This is a genomic window from Aeromonas sp. R4-3 (genome assembly GCF_040908275.1).
GTDB classification, from domain to species: domain Bacteria; phylum Pseudomonadota; class Gammaproteobacteria; order Enterobacterales; family Aeromonadaceae; genus Aeromonas; species Aeromonas rivipollensis.
On the sequence record NZ_JBFODK010000027.1, the window covers coordinates 79,039 to 98,622 of the forward strand.

At 62.6% G+C, this 19,584-nt stretch carries 18 protein-coding genes; 6 read left to right on the forward strand and 12 right to left on the reverse strand.

What is annotated here, in order from left to right:
- Window positions 1-130: 130 nt before the first annotated feature.
- From AB5Y91_RS08010 to recR, 6 genes are all read right to left on the reverse strand, one after another.
- Complete coding sequence (locus tag AB5Y91_RS08010; RefSeq protein ID WP_106887064.1) at window positions 131-1,435, reverse strand: inosine/guanosine kinase; 1,305 nt, start codon at window positions 1,433-1,435, stop codon at window positions 131-133.
- 186 nt (window positions 1,436-1,621) lie between these two features.
- A complete protein-coding gene (locus AB5Y91_RS08015) occupies window positions 1,622-2,014 on the reverse strand; it encodes an MAPEG family protein (protein WP_368169494.1) in 393 nt (130 codons plus the stop codon).
- Between the two features lie 64 nt (window positions 2,015-2,078).
- Complete coding sequence (gene hemH / locus AB5Y91_RS08020) at window positions 2,079-3,053, reverse strand: ferrochelatase (protein ID WP_368169495.1); 975 nt, start codon at window positions 3,051-3,053, stop codon at window positions 2,079-2,081.
- A gap of 154 nt (window positions 3,054-3,207) precedes the next feature.
- Window positions 3,208-3,852, reverse strand: a complete 645-nt coding sequence (gene adk / locus AB5Y91_RS08025) for an adenylate kinase (RefSeq protein WP_106887067.1) — start codon at window positions 3,850-3,852, stop codon at window positions 3,208-3,210.
- Window positions 3,853-4,106: 254 nt separating this feature from the next.
- Window positions 4,107-6,020: a molecular chaperone HtpG gene (gene htpG / locus AB5Y91_RS08030; RefSeq protein ID WP_368169496.1), complete on the reverse strand. Its 1,914-nt coding sequence runs from the start codon at window positions 6,018-6,020 to the stop codon at window positions 4,107-4,109.
- 293 nt (window positions 6,021-6,313) lie between these two features.
- On the reverse strand, window positions 6,314-6,913 hold the full coding sequence (gene recR / locus AB5Y91_RS08035) for a recombination mediator RecR (RefSeq protein WP_025326665.1): 600 nt from the start codon (window positions 6,911-6,913) through the stop codon (window positions 6,314-6,316).
- A gap of 813 nt (window positions 6,914-7,726) precedes the next feature.
- Here recR and hypF point away from each other — a divergent pair.
- The 5 genes from hypF (at window position 7,727) to hypA (ending at window position 13,029) form a co-directional block, all read left to right on the forward strand.
- Window positions 7,727-10,144 carry a carbamoyltransferase HypF gene (gene hypF, locus AB5Y91_RS08040; RefSeq protein WP_368169497.1) on the forward strand — a complete coding sequence of 806 codons (2,418 nt, stop codon included), beginning with the start codon at window positions 7,727-7,729 and terminating at the stop codon, window positions 10,142-10,144.
- 5 nt (window positions 10,145-10,149) lie between these two features.
- Window positions 10,150-10,401 (forward strand): HypC/HybG/HupF family hydrogenase formation chaperone, encoded by a 252-nt coding sequence (locus tag AB5Y91_RS08045; RefSeq protein ID WP_368169498.1) that lies wholly within the window; start codon window positions 10,150-10,152, stop codon window positions 10,399-10,401.
- Complete coding sequence (gene hypD / locus AB5Y91_RS08050) at window positions 10,395-11,513, forward strand: hydrogenase formation protein HypD (RefSeq protein WP_368169499.1); 1,119 nt, start codon at window positions 10,395-10,397, stop codon at window positions 11,511-11,513. The genes AB5Y91_RS08045 and hypD overlap by 7 nt, the downstream gene beginning before the upstream one ends.
- An 85-nt stretch (window positions 11,514-11,598) precedes the next feature.
- Window positions 11,599-12,603, forward strand: coding sequence for a hydrogenase expression/formation protein HypE (gene hypE, locus AB5Y91_RS08055; RefSeq protein ID WP_368169500.1), 1,005 nt, complete (start codon window positions 11,599-11,601; stop codon window positions 12,601-12,603).
- An 84-nt stretch (window positions 12,604-12,687) separates the two neighbouring features.
- The gene (gene hypA, locus AB5Y91_RS08060; protein WP_163137046.1) at window positions 12,688-13,029 is read left to right on the forward strand and encodes a hydrogenase maturation nickel metallochaperone HypA; all 342 of its coding nucleotides are present in this window, start codon (window positions 12,688-12,690) and stop codon (window positions 13,027-13,029) included.
- Here hypA and AB5Y91_RS08065 read toward each other — a convergent pair.
- Window positions 13,007-13,387 (reverse strand): hypothetical protein, encoded by a 381-nt coding sequence (locus tag AB5Y91_RS08065; protein ID WP_368169501.1) that lies wholly within the window; start codon window positions 13,385-13,387, stop codon window positions 13,007-13,009. The genes hypA and AB5Y91_RS08065 overlap by 23 nt on opposite strands.
- On the opposite strand from AB5Y91_RS08065, the gene hypB reads away from it, so the two are divergent.
- Entirely contained in the window at window positions 13,274-14,170 is an 897-nt protein-coding gene (gene hypB / locus AB5Y91_RS08070; protein ID WP_368169502.1) for a hydrogenase nickel incorporation protein HypB, read from the forward strand. The genes AB5Y91_RS08065 and hypB overlap by 114 nt on opposite strands.
- Before the next feature lie 390 nt (window positions 14,171-14,560).
- Here the strand turns inward: hypB and AB5Y91_RS08075 are convergent, their stop codons facing one another.
- The 5 genes from AB5Y91_RS08075 to AB5Y91_RS08095 form a co-directional block, all read right to left on the reverse strand.
- The gene (locus tag AB5Y91_RS08075) at window positions 14,561-15,202 is read right to left on the reverse strand and encodes an ATP-binding cassette domain-containing protein (protein ID WP_368169503.1); all 642 of its coding nucleotides are present in this window, start codon (window positions 15,200-15,202) and stop codon (window positions 14,561-14,563) included.
- A 100-nt stretch (window positions 15,203-15,302) separates the two neighbouring features.
- Window positions 15,303-16,094, reverse strand: a complete 792-nt coding sequence (locus AB5Y91_RS08080; protein ID WP_290028519.1) for an ATP-binding cassette domain-containing protein — start codon at window positions 16,092-16,094, stop codon at window positions 15,303-15,305.
- Window positions 16,088-16,903, reverse strand: coding sequence for an ABC transporter permease (locus tag AB5Y91_RS08085; protein WP_290028521.1), 816 nt, complete (start codon window positions 16,901-16,903; stop codon window positions 16,088-16,090). The genes AB5Y91_RS08080 and AB5Y91_RS08085 overlap by 7 nt, the downstream gene beginning before the upstream one ends.
- Window positions 16,893-17,903 carry an ABC transporter permease gene (locus tag AB5Y91_RS08090; protein WP_368169504.1) on the reverse strand — a complete coding sequence of 337 codons (1,011 nt, stop codon included), beginning with the start codon at window positions 17,901-17,903 and terminating at the stop codon, window positions 16,893-16,895. The genes AB5Y91_RS08085 and AB5Y91_RS08090 overlap by 11 nt, the downstream gene beginning before the upstream one ends.
- Complete coding sequence (locus AB5Y91_RS08095; RefSeq protein ID WP_368169505.1) at window positions 17,888-19,504, reverse strand: ABC transporter substrate-binding protein; 1,617 nt, start codon at window positions 19,502-19,504, stop codon at window positions 17,888-17,890. Before AB5Y91_RS08095 ends, AB5Y91_RS08090 begins: the two co-directional genes overlap by 16 nt.
- Window positions 19,505-19,584 lie beyond the last annotated feature (80 nt).

A 19,584-nucleotide genomic window follows, 5' to 3' on the forward strand; every position in this document is an offset into this window, starting at 1 on the left:
ACAAGGTATGTCGCCATGGCGCGGCCTGTCCACGATGACAGCAAAAGCAGTGCCAAAAACATGATCCAGCCCCAAAAACAAGAAAGGGTGCCCAGTGGCACCCTTTCTTGTTGTCGACCGGATGACGGTATCAGCGCTCCCAGTACACCTCTTCCAGGCTGTCTTCCTTCTCCGGCAGGCCGCGGGAGAGACGCGGGCTGCTCTGGGCCAGCACCTCGTAGCTCACCCGGTTGGCGTACTTGCACACCTGGGCCAGGGAGGAGTAGGTGAGGAACTCGGAGAGGTGCTTGGCGGAGTTCGGCACATTCATGCGGTGATAGGCGTTGGCCACCATGTCGTGCAGCACCGCGGACAGGGCGCCATCCCCGGCGCCATTGGTGTTCTTGATCTTCTCCGGACCGCCCATGTAGGGGGAAATATGGGAGTAGATCCGCGCCGGATTGCGGCACTTCTCGCGGGCCATGGGGCGGCTGAACTCATACATGTTGAACTCGGGGATCACGCCAGGCAGCAGGGTATGGGTGGTCTCACGCTTGTAGTCTTCCTCGGTGTAGCTCGCCATGTAGAGGCCGATGGGACCGGCGGTGCAGAGCACCATGTCGGCCCAGTCCAGCGCCTTGTCGGCGGCGCCGAGCGGATCTTTGATCCCGGTCAGGGCCTCGGCCTCGTCCTCGTTCATGGCGAGCACTGTCACGTTCTCGCTGATGAAATCACGCCACCATTGGGGGTTCTCGTCGATGACGAAACGGGTGCCCAGGGTCAGCACCACGGGCACACCGGCCTCGCGGGCATAACGGACGGCAGCCATGGCCGCCTCCTTCATGGGGGTACCGTCGGCGCCGCGCACCAGGTAGGCGGTGATCACCAGGGCGGAGGAGTCCTTGATGATGGCTTCCGGGATGTGCGCCACGTCCAGGTGGTCCATCTTGCCGGCGTTGATGCCAAAGCTGCGCTCGCCCCCTTCGGTGATGAAGGTGAAGCAGCGACCGACAGGGCCGTCCACCGGCTGCAGGTAGTCGAGGTTGACGCGGGACGAGGTGTTGCACAGATAGCGGTAGGCGTAGCTGCCGATGCGGATGTCCTGGCTCATCACCCCGAGCAGGATGGAGTGGGAATCGGCCAGCACAGAGTAGTTGTGCATGGTGTTGCCTATAGTGCCGCCGGCAAACTCGCTCACCACCATGTTGTTGGCCTTGAGCTCTTCATAGACCCGCTCGGCCACGTCGTCGGAGATGAGCATGGAGTGGCCCTTGCTCAGGCCGTACCGGTTCAGAAAGTCCTCGTCCACATGGGCTTCGATATCCACCAGAGTCTGATCTATGCCCACCACATAGGCCTTGCCCAGTTCGGTGAGCTGGGGATTTTGCGGGATCAGGGGATCACGCCTGTCGACCGGGAAGTAGTGTTTGGACTTGCGCTGACCGGGAAATTTCATGGCAATCTTCTGTGCTCTGGGGGAAAGAGGGGCGGGATTTTAACACAATCCACCCCGCCGAAAAGTCGCCCGATTAAAATATGGGGTCAGTATAGGCAAGGGTTTGCGAGGAAAACGTTTGATCTTTCCCCCTCAAAAAACCACCTCGCGCTGAGGTGGTTTTTCGCACTCAAGTGGCCTCTGGCCTCAGCCGAATGACAGCCCCTGCACCAGCGCCAGCACCGAGAAGAGTCCCAGGGCCAGCCAGAAGAAGAGGGTGCCAAACAGCCGTGGCTTGTTCGGCGCCTTGGGGATCTGGATGCCGATGGCGTGCAGTATGCGCCCTACCAGCAGCAGCCCCCCACCCAGGTGCAACCAGAGCGCCCCTACCCCGGCCAGCTCGCACAGGGCCATCAGCAAGAGGGTGAGCGGCACGTACTCGGCGAAGTTGCCGTGGGCACGGATGGCGGAGAGCATCTCGGGCGCCTCCCCTTCCCCTATCATCACCTTGAACTGGGCCCGGCGCTTGACCACCCAGAACGAGAGCAGCAGGAACAAGAGCCCCAGCAGGCCGCCGTAGATCAGCGTGATATGCATCATCAAGACACTCCTTTATCGTTGAACCCGAACACCCGGCGCGCATAGTCGCGGCCGTGAAGCCCCCTCACGCCAGCTCGCGGCAGATCAGCGACACCATCATGCGGATGTGGGCCTGATCGCTGTTGAGGGCCGGTATGTAGTGGAACTGCTCTCCCCCCGCGTCCATGAAGACGGCGCGGTTCTCGACCTGGATCTCCTCCAGGGTTTCGAGGCAATCCGCCGAGAAGGCCGGACAGATCACATCGAGCCGCTTGACACCCTGCGCCCCCAGCTGGGCTATGGTGACATCGGTATAGGGCTTGAGCCACTCCTGCTTGCCAAAGCGGGACTGGAAGCTGGCACTCCACTGCTCGGGGAACAGACCCAGCGCCTCCGCCAGCAAGGCGGCGGTGCGGCGACACTGATGACCGTAAGGGTCCCCCTCGTCCTCGCTGCGCTGGGGAATGCCGTGGAATGACATCAGCAGGTGCTCACCCTGGCCCTGCTGCTCCCACTGGCGGCGCACGCTCATGGCCAGCGCCTGAATGTATTCCGGGTGATTGTGATAGTCGCGGATGAGGCGCATCACCGGCAGGTGGCGCTCCTTCTTCATCACCCGGGCCCAGCCGTCGAACACGGCGGCCGTGGTGCTGGCGGCATACTGCGGATAGAGCGGCAGCAGTATCACCCGATTGACCCCCTGGGCCTTGAGCGCCTGCCAGCCTTCGTCGAGAGAGGGCGAGCCATAGGTCATGGCCAGCACCACGGGCACATCGACCCCTTCCCGCTTGAGCTCCTGCTCCAGCGCCGCCCGCTGCCGCTGGCTGATGGCCATCAGGGGCGAGCCCTGCTCGGTCCAGACCTGCTGATAGAGCTTGGCGACCCGGGGGGCCCGAAACGGCAATATGGCGAAGGTCAGCAGCGGGGCCCACAGCAGGCGAGGTATCTCGACCACCCGCGGGTCCTGCAGGAACTGACTGAGAAAGGCCTTGACGGCCGCCGAGGTTGGCGCCGCTGGGGTCCCAAGATTGACGAGCAAGATCCCGGTTTTCGTGGTCACGTTAGCGTCCTGTCGTGGGGTGTTTGTGGTGCTTGTGATAATGCAAGAAAGGGCCCTGTGTGGACCCTTGTCTCAATGTCGTTGCCAGGCGATCGCCCTTGGCGTGGCAAGAGGATTGCCAGCACGCCGGGCAATGTCGGTGGCAAGACCAGCTTTAGCCGAGGATAGCCGCCAGCTGCTGGCTGACCTGATCCACCGGCTGGGTGCCGTCGATCTTGACGTAACGGGTGTTGCCCGCTTCCGCTTCCTTGCCGTAGAAACCGATGAGCGGCGCTGTCTGCTGATGGTAGACATCCAGACGCTTGCGAACCGTGGTCTCTTCGTCGTCGGCACGGATCACCAGATCCTCGCCGGTCACGTCATCCTTGCCTTCCACTTTCGGCGGGTTGAACACCACGTGGTAGGTACGGCCGGAGCCGGAGTGCACGCGGCGGCCGCTCATGCGCTTGACGATCTCTTCGTCCGGCACCGCGAATTCCAGCACGAAGTCCACCACCACACCGGCATCCTTCATGGCTTGCGCCTGGGGGATGGTGCGGGGGAAGCCGTCCAGCAGGAAGCCGTTGGCGCAATCCGGTTGCGCGATACGTTCTTTGACCAGGCCGATGATGATGTCGTCGGAGACGAGCTGACCTGCGTCCATCACGGCCTTGGCCTTGAGGCCCAGCTCGGTACCCGCCTTGATCGCCGCACGCAGCATGTCGCCGGTGGAGATCTGCGGAATACCGTGTTTTTCCATGATGAACTGAGCCTGGGTACCTTTGCCGGCACCCGGTGCTCCCAACAGAACAATGCGCATACACGCTCCTAATTGATTGGTTATTCAATTCTTGAGAAGGCAAAAAACTACACGTTTTCGCCCATATTAACAAGCTCGCCCCGTGTGAGTGGCCAGATTATCACCAGCCCCTGGCGCCGTCTCTGCGACCAAAGACGCAGGCCCCTGCCACGAAAAATGATTGAAAATGCAGCAGACACTCAGGGCGGACAACGCCGCCCCGGGGGCGGCGTCGGCCAAAAAAAAGCCCACTGCCTTGCAGTGGGCCAATTACATCACGCCTGGAGTAGCAGACGGTTGATACGGGAGACGAAGCTCGCCGGATCATTGAGGCCGCCCTGCTCCGCCAGCTGGGCCTGCTCGTGCAAGAGGCTGACCCACTCACCGAACAGCGCCTCGTCTTCGATGGTGTCGAGCTTCTTCACCAGCGCGTGGTCGGGGTTGAGCTCCAGTATGTACTTCTGCTCCGGTACCGGCTGGCCGGCGGCGCGCATCAGCTTGATCATCTGAGTGCTCATGCCGTGGTCGTCGGTGACGATGCAGGAGGGGGAGTCGGTCAGGCGGTGGGTGACACGCACCTCTTTCACCGCATCGGCCAGGCTCTGCTTGACCCGCGCCACCAGACCGGCGTTGGCTTTTTCAGCCTCCTCCTGGGCCTGCTTGGACGCCTCGTCCTCCAGCTCGCCCAAGTCCAGCTCGCCACGGGTGACGGAGACCAGCTGCTTGCCGTCGAACTCGGTGAGGTGGCTCATCAGCCACTCGTCCACCCGCTCCCACATCAGCAGCACTTCGACGCCCTTCTTGCGGAAGATCTCCAGATGCGGGCTGTTCTTGGCCGCGGCATAGGAGTCGGCGGTGATGTAGTAAATCTTCTGCTGGCCTTCCTTCATGCGGCCAACGTAATCCTCGAGAGAGACGGTCTGGGCTTCGCCCTCGCCGGCGGTGCTGGCGAAGCGCAACAGCTTGGCGATCTCCTCGCGGTTGGCATAATCCTCGGCCGGGCCCTCTTTGAGCACGTTGCCGAACTCGCTCCAGAACTTGGCGTACTTCTCGCCGTCATCCTTGGCCAGCTTGTTCAGCATGGTCAGCACGCGCTTGGAGCAGGCCTTGCGCAGGGAGGCGGTCACCTTGTTGTCTTGCAGGATCTCGCGGCTGACGTTGAGCGGCAGATCGTTGGAGTCCAGCACCCCTTTGACGAAGCGCAGGTAGGTCGGCATAAACTGCTCGGCGTCATCCATGATGAAGACGCGCTGCACGTAGAGCTTGAGGCCGTGCTTCTGCTCGCGGTTGTAGAGATCGAAGGGTGCGCGGGCCGGGATGTAGAGCAGGCTGGTGTACTCCTGGGCCCCTTCCACCCGGTTGTGACCCCACAAGAGCGGGTCTTCGAAGTCATGGGCGACGTGCTTGTAGAACTCCTGATACTCCTCGTCCTTGATGTCTTTGGGGTTGCGGGTCCAGAGCGCGGTGGCGCGGTTGACCTGCTCCCACTCGCCCGGGGTGCCGACTATGGTCTCGCCATCTTCTTCGCGATCCGGGGTGCCCTCCTTGAACATCTCCACCGGCACAGAGATATGGTCGGAATACTTGGCGACCACGGCGCGCAGGCGCCAGTCGTCGAGGAACTCTTCCTCTTCGGCACGCAGGTGCAGGATGACGTCGGTGCCGCGACCCTCTTTGGTCACGTCAGCCACCGTGAAGGAGCCTTCCCCTTCGGATTCCCACTGCACGCCCTGGCCCGGCTCTGTGCCGGCGGCGCGGGAAATGACTGTTACCTTGTCGGCGACGATGAAGGCGGAGTAGAAGCCCACCCCGAACTGACCGATCAGCTGGGAGTCCTTGCCTTGATCACCGGAGAGGTGCTTGAAGAACTCGGCGGTCCCGGATTTCGCTATGGTACCCAGGTGTTCGATCACCTGGTCCCGGGTCATGCCGATGCCGTTGTCCGAGATGGTCAGGGTCTTGTTCTCTTTGTCCACCACCAGGCGCACGCGCAGCTGGCCGTCGTTTTCGAACAAAGAGGCATCGGAAAGCGCCTTGAAGCGCAGCTTGTCCGCCGCATCGGATGCGTTGGAGATAAGCTCGCGCAGGAATACTTCTTTGTTGGAGTAGAGGCTGTGAGCCATCAGGCTCAGCAGTTGTTTGACTTCAGTCTGAAAGCCGTGGGTTTCGGCGTGAACACTTTGGGTCATCGACCAGTCCTCAAAACGTCGGGTTGAACAGATTCCCAACCTAGATGGGGTTGGCCCACCAAATATCAAGGGGCTTGCGTGCAAACTTGAGAGCAAAGTTGCACACTGGCCCCTTGTCGCGGGCTTGGTTGCCCATTTTTTGTACCATCCAGCCAAACCTGTTGATGAGCCGTCGCGAGAAGCCGTCAGCAAGGTGAAGAGCAGCGCAGGAACCGCAGTTTATAGGCATAAATGAGGATTCCGAGCAGCACATGAGCCTTGATCACGGTTTCGCAGCAGGCACATAAGCAGGTTTAGATGCGCTGACGCCCCATCAGGGAGTGGGACAGGGTGGTGCCATCCACCAGCTCTAGCTCGCCGCCCACAGGCACCCCGTGGGCGATGCGGCTCACCTCCACTCCGGCGGCGCGGGCCATGTCGGCGATGTACCAGGCGGTGGCATCCCCCTCTATGGTGGGATTGGTGGCGAGGATCAGCTCCTTGATGTGCTCATCCTTGAGGCGCCGCTCCAGGATCTCCAGCCCCAGCTCCTCCGGGCCTATGCCGTCCAGGGGCGACAGGTGGCCCATCAGCACGAAGTAGCGGCCGGAGAACTGGCCGGTCTGCTCGATGGCCGCCACGTCTGCCGGGCTCTCCACCACGCAGAGCAGACCGTTCTCCTCGCGCTTGGGATTGGCGCAGATCTCGCAGCGATCGTTCTCGGTGAAGGTGCGGCAGTGGCTGCAATGACCGATCTCGGTCAGCGCCCGATTGAGCAGGGAGGCGAGACGCAGGCCGCCGCTGCGCTCGCGCTCCAGCAGGGTAAACGCCATGCGCTGGGCCGACTTGGGGCCCACGCCCGGCAAGACCTGCAGCGCCTTCATCATCTCATCGAGCAGGGGACTGAATTTCATGGGGATATCCTTTAAAGCCGCGCCGAAGGGAGGAGTAGGCCCGCTTGCCTGACGCAGCGCCGACGCCTCCATCCGAACCTATCTTGTTGGCGCAGGACTATACCCGAGCCGCCCCCAGCCGCCAATGGCAGATCCCGCCAAATGGCCCCTCCCCCTTGCCACACAGCTCCCCGGCACACCGGGCAAACCGGGCGACGCCCCGCTTTCCAGGCCCATGCCGACCCCGCAAGGCCATCCAGGGCTCACAAGGCGATAAAAAGCGCCCAGGTCGTTTAGTTTTTCTATTCGATCTATGAAGATCATTAAATAAAACCAAACAAAAAATCCTTCCCGATGCCAGCGCCCCTGAACGCGGCCCCCTGCAAGGGCGCTATCGGGGCGCCCAATAAGCTGCGCCGTCACTGCCCCGTCGACTCTCTCACCTGATGCCCCTCCTCAATAGCGAACGGGCCCGCCTCGCAGGATCGCAAAGAAGCGCCGCGTCTGGCACTCAAACCGGTGCGAGATCAAGGTAATGGAGGCCACTGACCCGATAAACTTGGCCCCCGCGGCAGGGCCGACCTTCCTCTTTCCCCTGCCAAGCCAAGGCCCCTTCCCCTCCCGGCGCCGCCCATTGCAACCCTGTCCGTTGCACCCTGAGGCCGACGCCGTGGCGGCAGGCCAGCAGACGGGAGTTCGATATCGCATGACATTCCCCAGGATGATCGCCGGATGGCCGCCCCTGCTGGCCCTCCCCTGCCCTCTTGTCATCAGGGAAGGCCCGCAGCCCCCTTGTTATCAGGGAGGGGCGCCTGCCTCTCTTTGGATGGCGTCATGACGGCCCGGACCCGGACGCCTTCCAGGCTGCGCCGCGAGTTTCATATGGACGGCATAGTGCAGGGTGTCGGCTTTCGCCCCTTCGTCTATGGGCTGGCGCTGCGCCACGGCATTACCGGCTATGTGTTGAACGATGCCAACGGCGTCACCATAGGTGCCGAAGGTTCCCCCGAGCAACTGGCCACCTTTGCCCGCGAACTGCGTGAGCTGGCGCCGCCCTTGAGTCGCATCGATCGCTTCAGCGAGCGGGCACTTCCCCTTTGCCATGATCCTGACTATGACGGCGCCTTTCATGGCCAGTTTCGAATTAAAGCCAGCCAGCAGCAGAGCGCCGCCACGGTCGCCATCTCGCCGGATCAGGGAATGTGCGAAGCATGCGCCACGGATGTGGCCAACCCCAAAGATCGTCACCACCACTACCCCTTTACCAACTGCACCCACTGCGGCCCGCGCTACACCATTATCCGCCGCCTCCCCTACGACCGCCCCCACACCGCCATGGCCGACTTTGCTATGTGCCCGCGCTGCGCTGCGGCTTATGAAAACCCGCTGGACAGACGGTACCACGCCCAGCCGGTGAGCTGCCCCGAGTGTGGGCCCCATCTCAGCTGGCGCAGCGGCCGTGGCGATGCCCTGGCCGAGCGCGAGGATGCCCTGCACGCCGCCGCTCGAGCCCTGCAAGCGGGCAAGCTTATCGCGGTCAAGGGGATGGGGGGTTATCACCTGATCTGTGATGCCCGCAATAAACAGAGTGTTGCCAGATTGCGAACGCTCAAACACCGCGAGCGCAAGCCGCTGGCGGTGATGATGGGCTCCCTTGCCGAGGCCAAACTGCATGTCATCGGCTGCGAGGCAGAGTGGCAACTGCTCGCCTCTCAGGCCAGACCCATCACCTTGCTGCGCAAACGCAAAAACGATGATCGGCCGTCAAAATCGCAGCAGCCTGCGGCTCCGCTGGCCGAGGGGATCGCCCCCGGCATCCCCTACCTTGGCGTCATGCTCCCCTATACCCCGCTGCACCAGCTGCTGCTGGATGCCTGCGCCATGCCGCTGGTGGCCACCAGCGCCAATGGTCGCGGCAGCCCGATCCTTATCGAATGCGAGGCGGTGGTCAGGGAACTTGGGACCGAGATTGATGGCATCCTGGATCACAACCGCCCCATCCTGCACCCCTGCGACGACAGTCTGGTGCAGTGGACAGGCGGGCGACGCCAGACGTTGCGCCTCGCCCGGGGTTATGCCCCCTGCACCCCCAGCCTGCAAGAGGCGGTCAAGGTGCCACTGCTGGCAGTCGGCGCGCAGCAGAAGAACCAGCTGGCGCTCGCCTTCGGCCGCCAGCGCATCTACAGCCCCTATATCGGCGATTTGCACAGTTTGCCGATGCAGGGTCACTTCGAGCAGACCCTGGCGACCTTCCGCGAACTCTACGATCTCAAACCCGAGTTGCTGGTCTCGGACTGCCACCCGGGCTATCTCAGCCACCAGTGGGCCAAAAGCTATTGCCGGGATCAGGGTGCGACCCATCTCGAGGTGCAGCACCATCACGCCCACCTGCTGGCAGTGATGGCCGAGCATGACATCACAGGCCCGGTGCTGGGCGTTGCCTTCGATGGCACCGGCCTTGGGGATGACGGCACCCTCTGGGGCGGCGAGCTGCTGATCGCAGACGTTCAGGGATTTGAGCGGGTTGCCCACCTCAAGCCCTTCAAATTGATCGGTGGCGAGGCGGCCATTCGCGAGCCGGTGCGCCAGCTGCTGGGGCTGCTATTTGAATCACACAGTCCTGAGGAGATCAGCGCCCTCGATATTCCGCTGATCAACAAGTTGCCAACTGAGCGGATCAGCAACCTGTACCAGCTCTGGCAGCTGGGTCGCAACGCCCCCTACACCAGCTCCATCGGTCGACTGTTCGATGCGGTGGCAGCGCTCTTGGGAGTGATCGATACCCCGGATTACGAGGGCGAGGCCGGGCTCCTGCTGGAGGCAGCCGCCTTGCAGCTTGCCCCCTATGAACATCCCTTCCCCCTCACCTTTGGCCTAAGCCAGCCAGCGGAAGGGCCACTGCACATCGAGTGGGCCGAACTGCTCAATACCCTTGTCAGCGAGCGGGCCAAAGGCACCTCGACTGCCAGCCTGGCGGCCGGTTTTATCCGCGCTATCAGCGATTTGGTCATCGCCCTGGCCGAGCGCTTCCCCGGCTATCCGGTGGCGCTCGGGGGCGGCGTATTTCAAAACCGGGTGCTGATGGATCAGCTTGTGCCCGGCCTCGAAGCCATCGGCCGGCAGGTATTGACCAGCGAAACCCTGCCGCTCAATGACGGTGGCATCGCCGCCGGTCAGCTCTGGTTTGCCATCCACCATATTGTCACGCACCCGCCTGCCACAACCGGTTGTGCCACCTTGTCGGAGTCCTGAAATTCATGTGTCTATCCATCCCCTCTCAGGTGGTGCAGCTGCACCCAGAAGATAACTGCGTCACCGTCGATACCCTGGGGGTGCAGCGGCGCGTCAGCTGCATGCTGCTCGAAGAGCCTCTCCAGGTGGGCGACTATGTGCTGCTCCATATCGGCTTTGTGATGAGCAAGATTGACGAAAAGGAGGCGCAGGCCAGCCTGGAGAGCTTCAGTCAGATGGTAGCCCTGATGCCAGAGCAGGATATGTTGCCATGCTGACCTTGAGTGACCTCTTTCAGGGCTTTCGTCAGCCCCAGGTGATCCGCGCCCTCGCCGCCCAGATCACCGAGCTTGCCAAAGATCTGCCCGAACCGCTGCGGGTGATGGAGGTGTGTGGCGGCCATACCCACAGCATCATGAAGTACGGCCTGCACCAGCTGCTGCCCGCCAGCATAGAGTTCGTTCACGGCCCCGGCTGCCCGGTCTGCATCATGCCGAAAGAGCGCATCGATCAGGCCATCGAGTTGGCTAGCCAGCCCAGCGTCATTCTGGTCACCCTGGGAGACATGATCCGGGTGCCGGGCTCCAAAGGCACGCTGGCCCAGCAGCGCGCAAAGGGGAGCGATATCCGCCCCGTCTATGACCCCCTCGATGCCCTGCGTATCGCCCGTGAGAACCCGGAAAAAACCGTGGTCTTCTTCGCCATCGGTTTCGAGACCTCCACCCCGATGACGGCCGCCTTGCTGGCTGCCGCTGAAGAGCAAGGGATTGAGAACCTCCTGTTTCATATCAACCATGTGCTGGTGCCGCCCGCCATTCATGCGGTGATGGCCGACGGAGTGGCCAAGGTGAACGCCTTTATCGGCCCCTCTCACGTCAGCGTCATCACAGGCGCCGATATCTACCTGCCCATAGTCCAGCGCTATCAGGTGCCTGTGGTGGTGAGCGGCTTCGAGCCGGTGGATGTGATGGAGGCGCTGCTGATGATGGTGCGCCAGAAGGTGGAGGGTCGCTACGCGCTGGAGGTGCAGTACAGCCGCGCCGTCACCGCCAGTGGCAATAAAGCCGCCCAGCGGCTGGTCGAGCGCTTTTTCGAGACCCGCGAGCACTTTCGCTGGCGAGGTCTGGGGGATATCAACGCCTCCGCCCTGCGCCTGCGCGAGGCCTTCGCCAAACGCGATGCGGAGCGTCACTTTCAACTCAGTGAGACCCCCATCGATGACCACAAGGCGTGCCAGTGCGCCGATATTCTGCGCGGCCTGGCCAAGCCCAACCAGTGCAAAGTCTTTGGCCGGGGCTGCACCCCGACCCAGCCCATGGGCAGCTGCATGGTCAGCTCCGAAGGGGCCTGCAATGCCTACTACCGATATATGGGGATCCAGCAGCAATGAGAGAAATTCAGTTAAGCCACGGTGCCTGGATGGTGCGTGGAGATAAACCTGTCTGCTTCTGTCACATGTCGGAGTCCCAATCCAGATGAGAGAAATTCAGTTAAGCCACGGCGGCGGCGGCGTGGAGATGAATCAGCTGATCAACCAGCTCTTCTTTCGCCACTTTGGCAACGAGATCCTGCTGCGCGGTGAAGATGCCGCCCTGCTGCCGGTGAATGGCCCCATCGCCTTCACCACCGACAGCTTTACCGTCTCGCCGCTCTTCTTCGAGGGGGGCGATATCGGCAAGCTGGCCATCGCCGGCACCGTCAATGATCTCGCCATGATGGGGGCCAAGCCCGAGTATCTGAGCGCCAGCTTTATCATCGAGGAGGGCTTCCCCTACGCGGATCTCGTCCGCATCGTCGAGTCGATGGCTGCAGAGCTGGCCAAGAGCGGCGCCCGCATCGTCTGCGGCGACACCAAGGTGGTGCCCAAGGGGGCGGCCGACAAGATCTTTATCAACACCAGCGGGGTCGGCACCTTCCCGCTGCCCGAGCAGAGCCGGGGTATCTCGGTGCGGAGCCTCAAGGCCGGTGACGCCATCCTGGTGTCGCGGGATATCGGCAGCCACGGCGCCTGCATCCTAATGGCCCGTGACGCCCTGCAGCTGGGCTCGGATCTGAAAAGCGACTGCACCACCCTCTGGCCCCAGGTAGAAGCGCTGCTGCAAGCGGGGATCACCCCTCACGCCCTGCGCGATGCCACCCGCGGTGGCCTCGCCGCCGTGCTGAATGAATGGAGCACCGCCTCCCAAGTGGCCATCGAGCTGGAGGAGTCCGCCATTCCGGTGTGCGATCCGGTGCGTGGCCTGTGCGAGCTCTACGGCTTCGAGCCCCATGATCTCGCCAACGAGGGGACCATGGTGCTGGCCCTGCCTGCCGAACAGGCGCAGGACGCACTGGGCATCTTGCGGCAATTCAACCCAGCAGCCAGCCAGATCGGTGCGGTGCAGGCGAGCGAGCGTCACAAGGTGATCCTCAATAACCCCTGGGGCAGCCGCCGTTATCTGGAGCTGCCGCAGGGGGAACTGCTGCCGCGGATCTGTTGAGCGGCCATGCCGTTCACCCATATGCCATTTTCCCAATTAGGGGGAGGAGTCACTCCTCCTCCCCATATCGGTTAAGGAGCCACCATGCACGAAATGTCTCTGGCCATGGCCGCCATCGATCTGGCGGCCGAACAGGCCACCCAGCGGGGCTTTACCAAGGTGACCGCCCTCTGGCTCGAGGTCGGCAGCTTCTCCTGCGTCGACCCGGACACCATTGCCTTCTGTTTCGAGGCCGCCGCCAAGGGCACAGTCGTCGAGGGGGCCCAACTTCACTTTCAGCACCAGGCGGCAGAGGCCTGGTGTTACGACTGCAACCAGACGGTCACCCTCACCGAGCGTGGACAAGCCTGTCCCGAGTGTGGCGGATACAAATTACGAGTCGCGCAAGGGAACAGCCTGCGCATCACCGACATCGAGGTAAGTTGATATGTGTAGCGTATGCGGATGCGGCCAGGCGCGGATCGCCGGCCATGAAGAGGATCACGACCATGCACACCCCCACGCTCACGATCATGAGCACCATCATCACCATGAACATGAGCACGGCCACCCTCATGCCCATGACGCTCATCACGAACATGAGCAGAGCGCACCGCGCACCCTGATCGTTCACCACCACTATCACCATCAGGGGGATGTCCATCACCACTACCACGGGGTACGGGTGCCAGTGGGAGCAGAGGGTCATGAGCACCCCCACGATCACCCCCACGATCACCCCCACGACCATCATCATGATCATGCCTACTCTCATGACCACAGCCATGACCACGCGCATCCCCATGATCACAGCCATGACCACGACCATGACCATGACCATGACCATGACCATGACCATGACCATGACCATGACCATGACCATCAGCAGGGTGATCTGCACTATGGCAAAGGGGAAGCGGGATTGTCGGTCCCCGGCATGGGGCAGCGCCAGCTGATCGCCATCGAGATGGATGTGCTGGCCAAGAACAACAAGCTGGCCGCCCACAACCGCGAACACTTCGATGAGACGGCCCAGCTGGTGCTTAACCTGGTGTCGAGCCCGGGGTCGGGCAAGACCACCCTGCTGTGTGAAACCTTGCGCCAGCTGGCCGACAAGCGGCCCTGTGCGGTGATCGAGGGGGATCAGCAGACAAGCAGAGATGCGGATCGCATCCGTGCCACCGGTGTCCCTGCCGTGCAGATCAACACCGGCAAGGGCTGCCATCTGGACGCCAAAATGGTCCATGACGCCTGCCACCAGCTGCCCGCCAATGAAGGGGGCATCCTCTTTATCGAAAACGTGGGCAATCTGGTCTGCCCCGCCAGCTTCGATCTCGGCGAGAAGTACAAGGTGGCGATCCTCTCCGTCACCGAGGGAGAAGAGAAGCCTCTCAAGTACCCGGACATGTTCGCCGCCGCCCAGCTGATGGTGATCAACAAGATTGATCTGCTGCCCTATGTCAGCTTTGACGTGGCCCGCTGCATCGAGAACGCCAAACGGGTCAACCCCTATATTCAGGTGATCCAGGTCAGCGCCACCACGGGCGAAGGGATGGATGCCTGGCTCAACTGGCTGGCCAGTGCCTGAACCTGAACCGGATAAACACCGTTGCTAACGGTAGAAAGCAATAGAGGGAGGCTGATGCCTCCCTCTCTTTATCTGCGCACTTTGCCAACGGTTCTCTCTGTACAGAATGGCCAGCGTTTTATACTCGCATCCCCTCACCCTGACCCTCTCCCCAGGGAGAGGGAACCGGTTTGTGGATACCGCATTCTTCTCTCCCGTCTCAACAGGGAAAGGGGAACCTGTTTATGGATGCTGGCAATATGCTCGAAATATTCGCCCACTGAGAGAGACTGCGAGTATAACAACCCGTCATATTGCCCAAACCCCAAATCCCGTGTCTGGCGAAATGGCACCTTCTGCTCCCTTCTCCCCTTGCGGGAGAAGGGTTGGGGATGAGGGGGAAGCCAATCCTCAGGCCACGCTACGAGCCATCGCCTCCTGCTCAGCAGGCACCTCACCAAAGCGCAGCACCCGATGGCAGATCTGGCGCAGCAGCGCCTGTTGGTGACTGAAGATCAGCATGCCAAGCCCACGCTGCTCGCACTCAATCATCAACTCACGCCAAAGCTGGCGCTGGATTTGCGGATCCAGCTGGGCGGTCACCTCATCGGCGACAAGCAACCGGGTACGGGGATCGAGGGCACGCAGCAGCGCGATGCGGGCCAGCTCGCCACCGGAGAGCTGGCCAGGCTTGCGCTCAAGCCACTCGGGATTGACCATAAAGCGGGCCAGCATGGCCTCATCGGGACGCCACACATCCCACAGCGCCTGCCCGGTAGTGCGATAAGGATTGAAGGTGAGCTCAGGGTGCTGGGGCACCAGCTGGATGGGGTTATAACCTTTTACCTGTTCAGGCACAGGCTGCCCATCCAGCAGCATTTCCCCGCTTCCCCGAACCGGTTGCCAGCCCGCCAATACCCGCCCCAGCGTGGTCTTGCCATAACCGCTCGGGGCAGATATCCCCAGCCGCTCGCCCGCTTTCACCGTCAGCGATAACCCCTGCCAGAGGGGGCGTTCCCCCTGGGCGATGGTGAGATCCCGAACTTCAAACATCAACAGACCTCCGGGGTAACAAAGCATGAATAACGCTGTGGCGAGGCCTGAGATTGAATATCTGCCGCGCCACACACAGCCTGTCTCAGAGAAGCAGTCATCAGGAGACCTCCGACGTAGCAGGAAAGAGCGCGTTGAACTCCGGCAGCGCCTGCCAGTGCGCTCGCAGCATCTCGCTCCCCTGCCCCTGGCGCAGATGGTGGCAACTCAGGGTATCGCTCACCTGCCCCTGATGCAGCGCCACGATGCGATCGGCAAAACGGGCCGCCAGCGCCAGATCGTGAGTGACCCAGAGGATGCCGCTGCCCTGATTGGCCAATTCACGCAACTGGCTGAGCAACAGACAGGCCAGCTCCTCATCGAGCCAGGCGGTGATCTCGTCCGCCAGAATGTAGCGGGCGCCACCGAGCGCCGCGGTGCAGGCCAGAATCCGCTTGGCCATGCCGCCGGAGAGTTGGCGAGGGTATCTGTCCAGGGTGGCAGCGGGTAGCTGGTAGCGCAGCAGCTGCTCGCCGAGCCGCTCGCGAGAAGCGTTCTGGCCGCAGAGACGCGCCGCCCGGCCGAGCTGGCGCTCCACCGTCAGCAGCGGATTGAGGGCGCTCACCCCCTGCGGCACATAACAGAGGGTGTGGCCGCGCAGACGGGCCCGGCTGGCGTCGCACAGGGGCGTGCCATCAAGCGAAATAGTGCCGCCCATCCGCAGGTTGTCCGGCAGCAAGGTCAGGGCGCTTTGCAGCAGCAGGCTCTTGCCCTCGCCGCTCCCCCCCACCAGCGCCACTATCTCCCCCGGCGCCAGTTGCAGGCTGATATCGGTCAGCAATGGCTGCCAGCTGCGCCGCCCCAGCCAGGAGTAGTGGGCCGCCTCTATGGTCACATGATCGAAGCTCAGCATGCTTCACTCCTGTGCCACAGCAGCTGTTGCAGGGCTCGGGTAGCCTGATCAAACAGCAACACCAGCAGCAGCAACATCAGCCCCGGGAAGAGGGCCAGCCACCAGCCGCCCCCGGCCAGATAGCGCAGGGCATCGGCCAGCAGCAGGCCCAGCGAGGCCTCGTGGGCCGCCAGACCAAAGCCGAGAAAGCTCAAGGCGGCGCTGTGCAGCACCGCATGGGGAAACATCAGCAAGGTGCCGATAAACCACTGGGGCAACAGCCCCGGCAGCAGGTGGGTGCGCCAGCGACGCAGCGCCCCCATCCCCTGACAACGGGCCAGCACCACATAGTCGCTGCAGGCGATCCGCCGCGCCTCGGCGCAGAGAATGAGCGCCAGCTTGGGCCAGTGGGTCAGCGCCACCGCCAGGATCACCCCGCGCATACCGCCCCCCAGGGTAAAGCAGATCAGGATCAGCAGCAGCATATGGGGCAGCGCCAGCATGGCGTCGATGACCAGTCGCACCGCAGCATCACATCTGGGGTGAACGAGCGATACGCTGGCCGCCACCATGGCCAGCAAGCCACTGCACAGGGCCGTGCTGATACCGAGCTCCAGACTGGTGAGGGTGCCCTGAAAGGCCCGCAACCAGAGATCCCGCCCCATCTGATCGGTGCCAAACCAGTGGGCCAGCGAGGGGGGTTGCTGACGCGCCAGCAGATCCATCGGCACATCCTGATGAGAGAGGCTCCAGCCGTAGGCGGCCAGCAGCGCCAATCCGAGCAGGGCAAAACCCAGCCGCAGTATGGAGGGAAGCGGATTAAACAGCATGCTCCCCCTCCCAACCCCGATTGATGCGCGCCAGCAGCAAACTAGCCACAGTGTTGCCAATAAAAACCAGCAGGGTGCAAAAAAGCACTATGCCCATCAGCAAGGGGATATCCCCTCGCAGCCCCGCATCCACGGTGGCCTGCCCGAGCCCCGGATAAGAGAAAACTTTCTCCGCCAACAGCGACCCGCCAATCAGCTCACCGAGGGAGGCAAACTGTAGGCAGATCGCCGGGGTCAGAGCATGGCGCAGCACATGAAAACGCAGCATGGGCCAGCCGCCATCCCCCTGAGTGCGGGCGTAGCGAATAAAGTCGCTCTCCAGCACCTCGGCCACTCGCCCCCGGGTATGCAGGGCAATGTTGCCCACCCCGAGTAGCGCCAGCGTGGTCACCGGCAGCAGCAGATGACGCAATCGCATCAACCAGTCCGCCTCATCGGCAGAGAGGCCCGGCGTCCAGGCGCAGCAGACCGGCAGTAACGGCCAGTGCACCGCAAACAGGGCGAGCAGCAACAGGCCCACCCAGAAGGTGGGCAGGGAGGCGAGCAGGTAGGCAAAACGGCAAATCAGGCGATCGGGCCAGCGGTTGAGATAGCGACCAGCGCAGAGCCCCAGCAAGATGCCGAAAAAGCCGGAGAGCAGCCAAGCGCCCGCCAGCAGCAGGAAGGAGGCAGCAAAGCGCTGGCCTATGACTTCACCCACAGGCGCGTTATAGAGCATGGAGTAGCCGAGATCCCCCCGGAGTACCTGACCGAACCAGTGCCAATAGCGCAGCCAGAGCGGCTGATCCAGCCCCCAGCGAGCGGCGATGCGGGCGTACTGCTCGGGCGGCACATGGAGTAGATCGTTGCCGATATAGGCCTTGATGGGATCGATGGGGGAGTAGCTCAGCAGCACAAAGGTGGCGACAGAGACCAGACATAACAGCCCTGCCAGACGCAGCAGGGCTTTTAGCAACAGATAAGCTGAATGACTCAAGGGCGAACTTAACGGCACGTCCACCGCCAGTCAGAGAGGTTGTTGAGCAAAGACCAGCTACCGTGGATCTCTGGCGCCCCCTTGCCAAGGTCGATGCAGCGGTTGGCGAGATAAGTGTGCTGCACGTTGAGCAGCCAGGCCCAGGCGGCATCCCCCTGCACCCCGGCGCCGCTCTTGCCATCCCACTCCACCTGCTGCCAGAAGGGCACGGCCGCCTGCCAGTTAGGAGCATCCAGCGCCTGCTTGAGGTGGCCATCCACCACAGGGTTGCTGTAGTAGCCAGGGTTGTAGAACTCCACGCCGCCGGAACCGCTCTGGTAGTGGTGATAGAGCTCCATGGGGTCCAGACTCCCCCACCCCATCAACACCGGATTGGCGTGCATCTCGCGCTCCACCTGCTCCCAGCTGCCTGATTTGAGGCTCACTTCGAGCCCGATGGGTTTGAGCATGGCGCGCACCGCTTCCGCCAGATCCCGGCGGATGCTGTCACCGCTGGTGTACCAGAGGGTAAAGGCGGCTCGCAGGGAGCCCTTGTGGCGAATGCCATCGCTGCCCATCTTCCAGCCCGCCTCGTCGAGCAGGGCGTTGGCATGGGCGGCATCCCCATCCTTGAAGGCTGTCGATTTACCCTGCCAGGGCAGCCCCTCCACCGCGCTGTAGGCGGGAATGGCGTGCCCTTCCAGCAGTTGATCGGCCAGCAGCTGGCGGTCGATGGCGTAGTTGATGGCGCGGCGCACCGCCACATCCGCGGTCACGTCGTTGCCGACGGGATAACCCTTGGCATCCTTGCCGCCCGCAGGCGGGATCGGGAAGACGATGCCACGGTTCTCCACGCTCGGCCGTACCCACAGCTTGAGGGAGGCAGGCACGGTGGGCGCCAGCGACGGGGGGATGCGCACCAGATCGAGCTGGCTGCTCTGGGCAGCGGCATAGGCGCTCTCTTCATCGATAAAGACAAACACCAGCCGTTTGAAGTCATTGTTGCCACCGGCGTAATAGGGGTTCGCCTCCACCACCAGTTGCTGACCGGGCAGGAAACTCACCAGCCGGTAAGGGCCAGCACCGACAGGCTTTTGGGCATACGCTTTTGCGTCGTAATCCTTCTTCGACACTATTCCTAAGGATCCCAGCACATTGACAAAGGTGCTCTGGGGGGCGCTCAAGACGATGGCCACCTCGGTGGGTGAAAGCACCTTGGCCGAGACAAAGTTGCCCATATCGATCTTGCCGCCGCCCTTGGCTGCGCTGTTATAGGTAAAGGCCACATCCTCGGCGGTGAGCGGCGCGCCGTTGGAGAATGTCAGGCCAGGCTTGAGGGTGATAAGCCACCCCTTGCCATCCTGGTTCGGGGTCACCGCTTGGGTGAGCAGATCCTGCCAGCTGAGATCAGCGTTCTGCTTGAGCAGCGGGCTGTGCAGCAGCAGATAGCTGCCGTGACTCCAGCCCAGCAGGGGGTCGAACCCTTCGGTGGGCTCGGCGCCGATAGCGAGCTTGAGCTCGGTGGGTACCGGCTGGGCGGCCTGCACCGAATGAGACATGCCCGAGAGCAGGGCCAGCAGTAGGGTGGCGACCACAGGGGCGCCATAAGGGCGAACCTGACTGCGGGCATGACGGGGGATGGTCATAAGACTCCTTATCCATCTGAGCCAACCGACGCAGGGCGCCGGGCGACACATCGAACGAAGGGGCCGACAGGGGCCCCCGA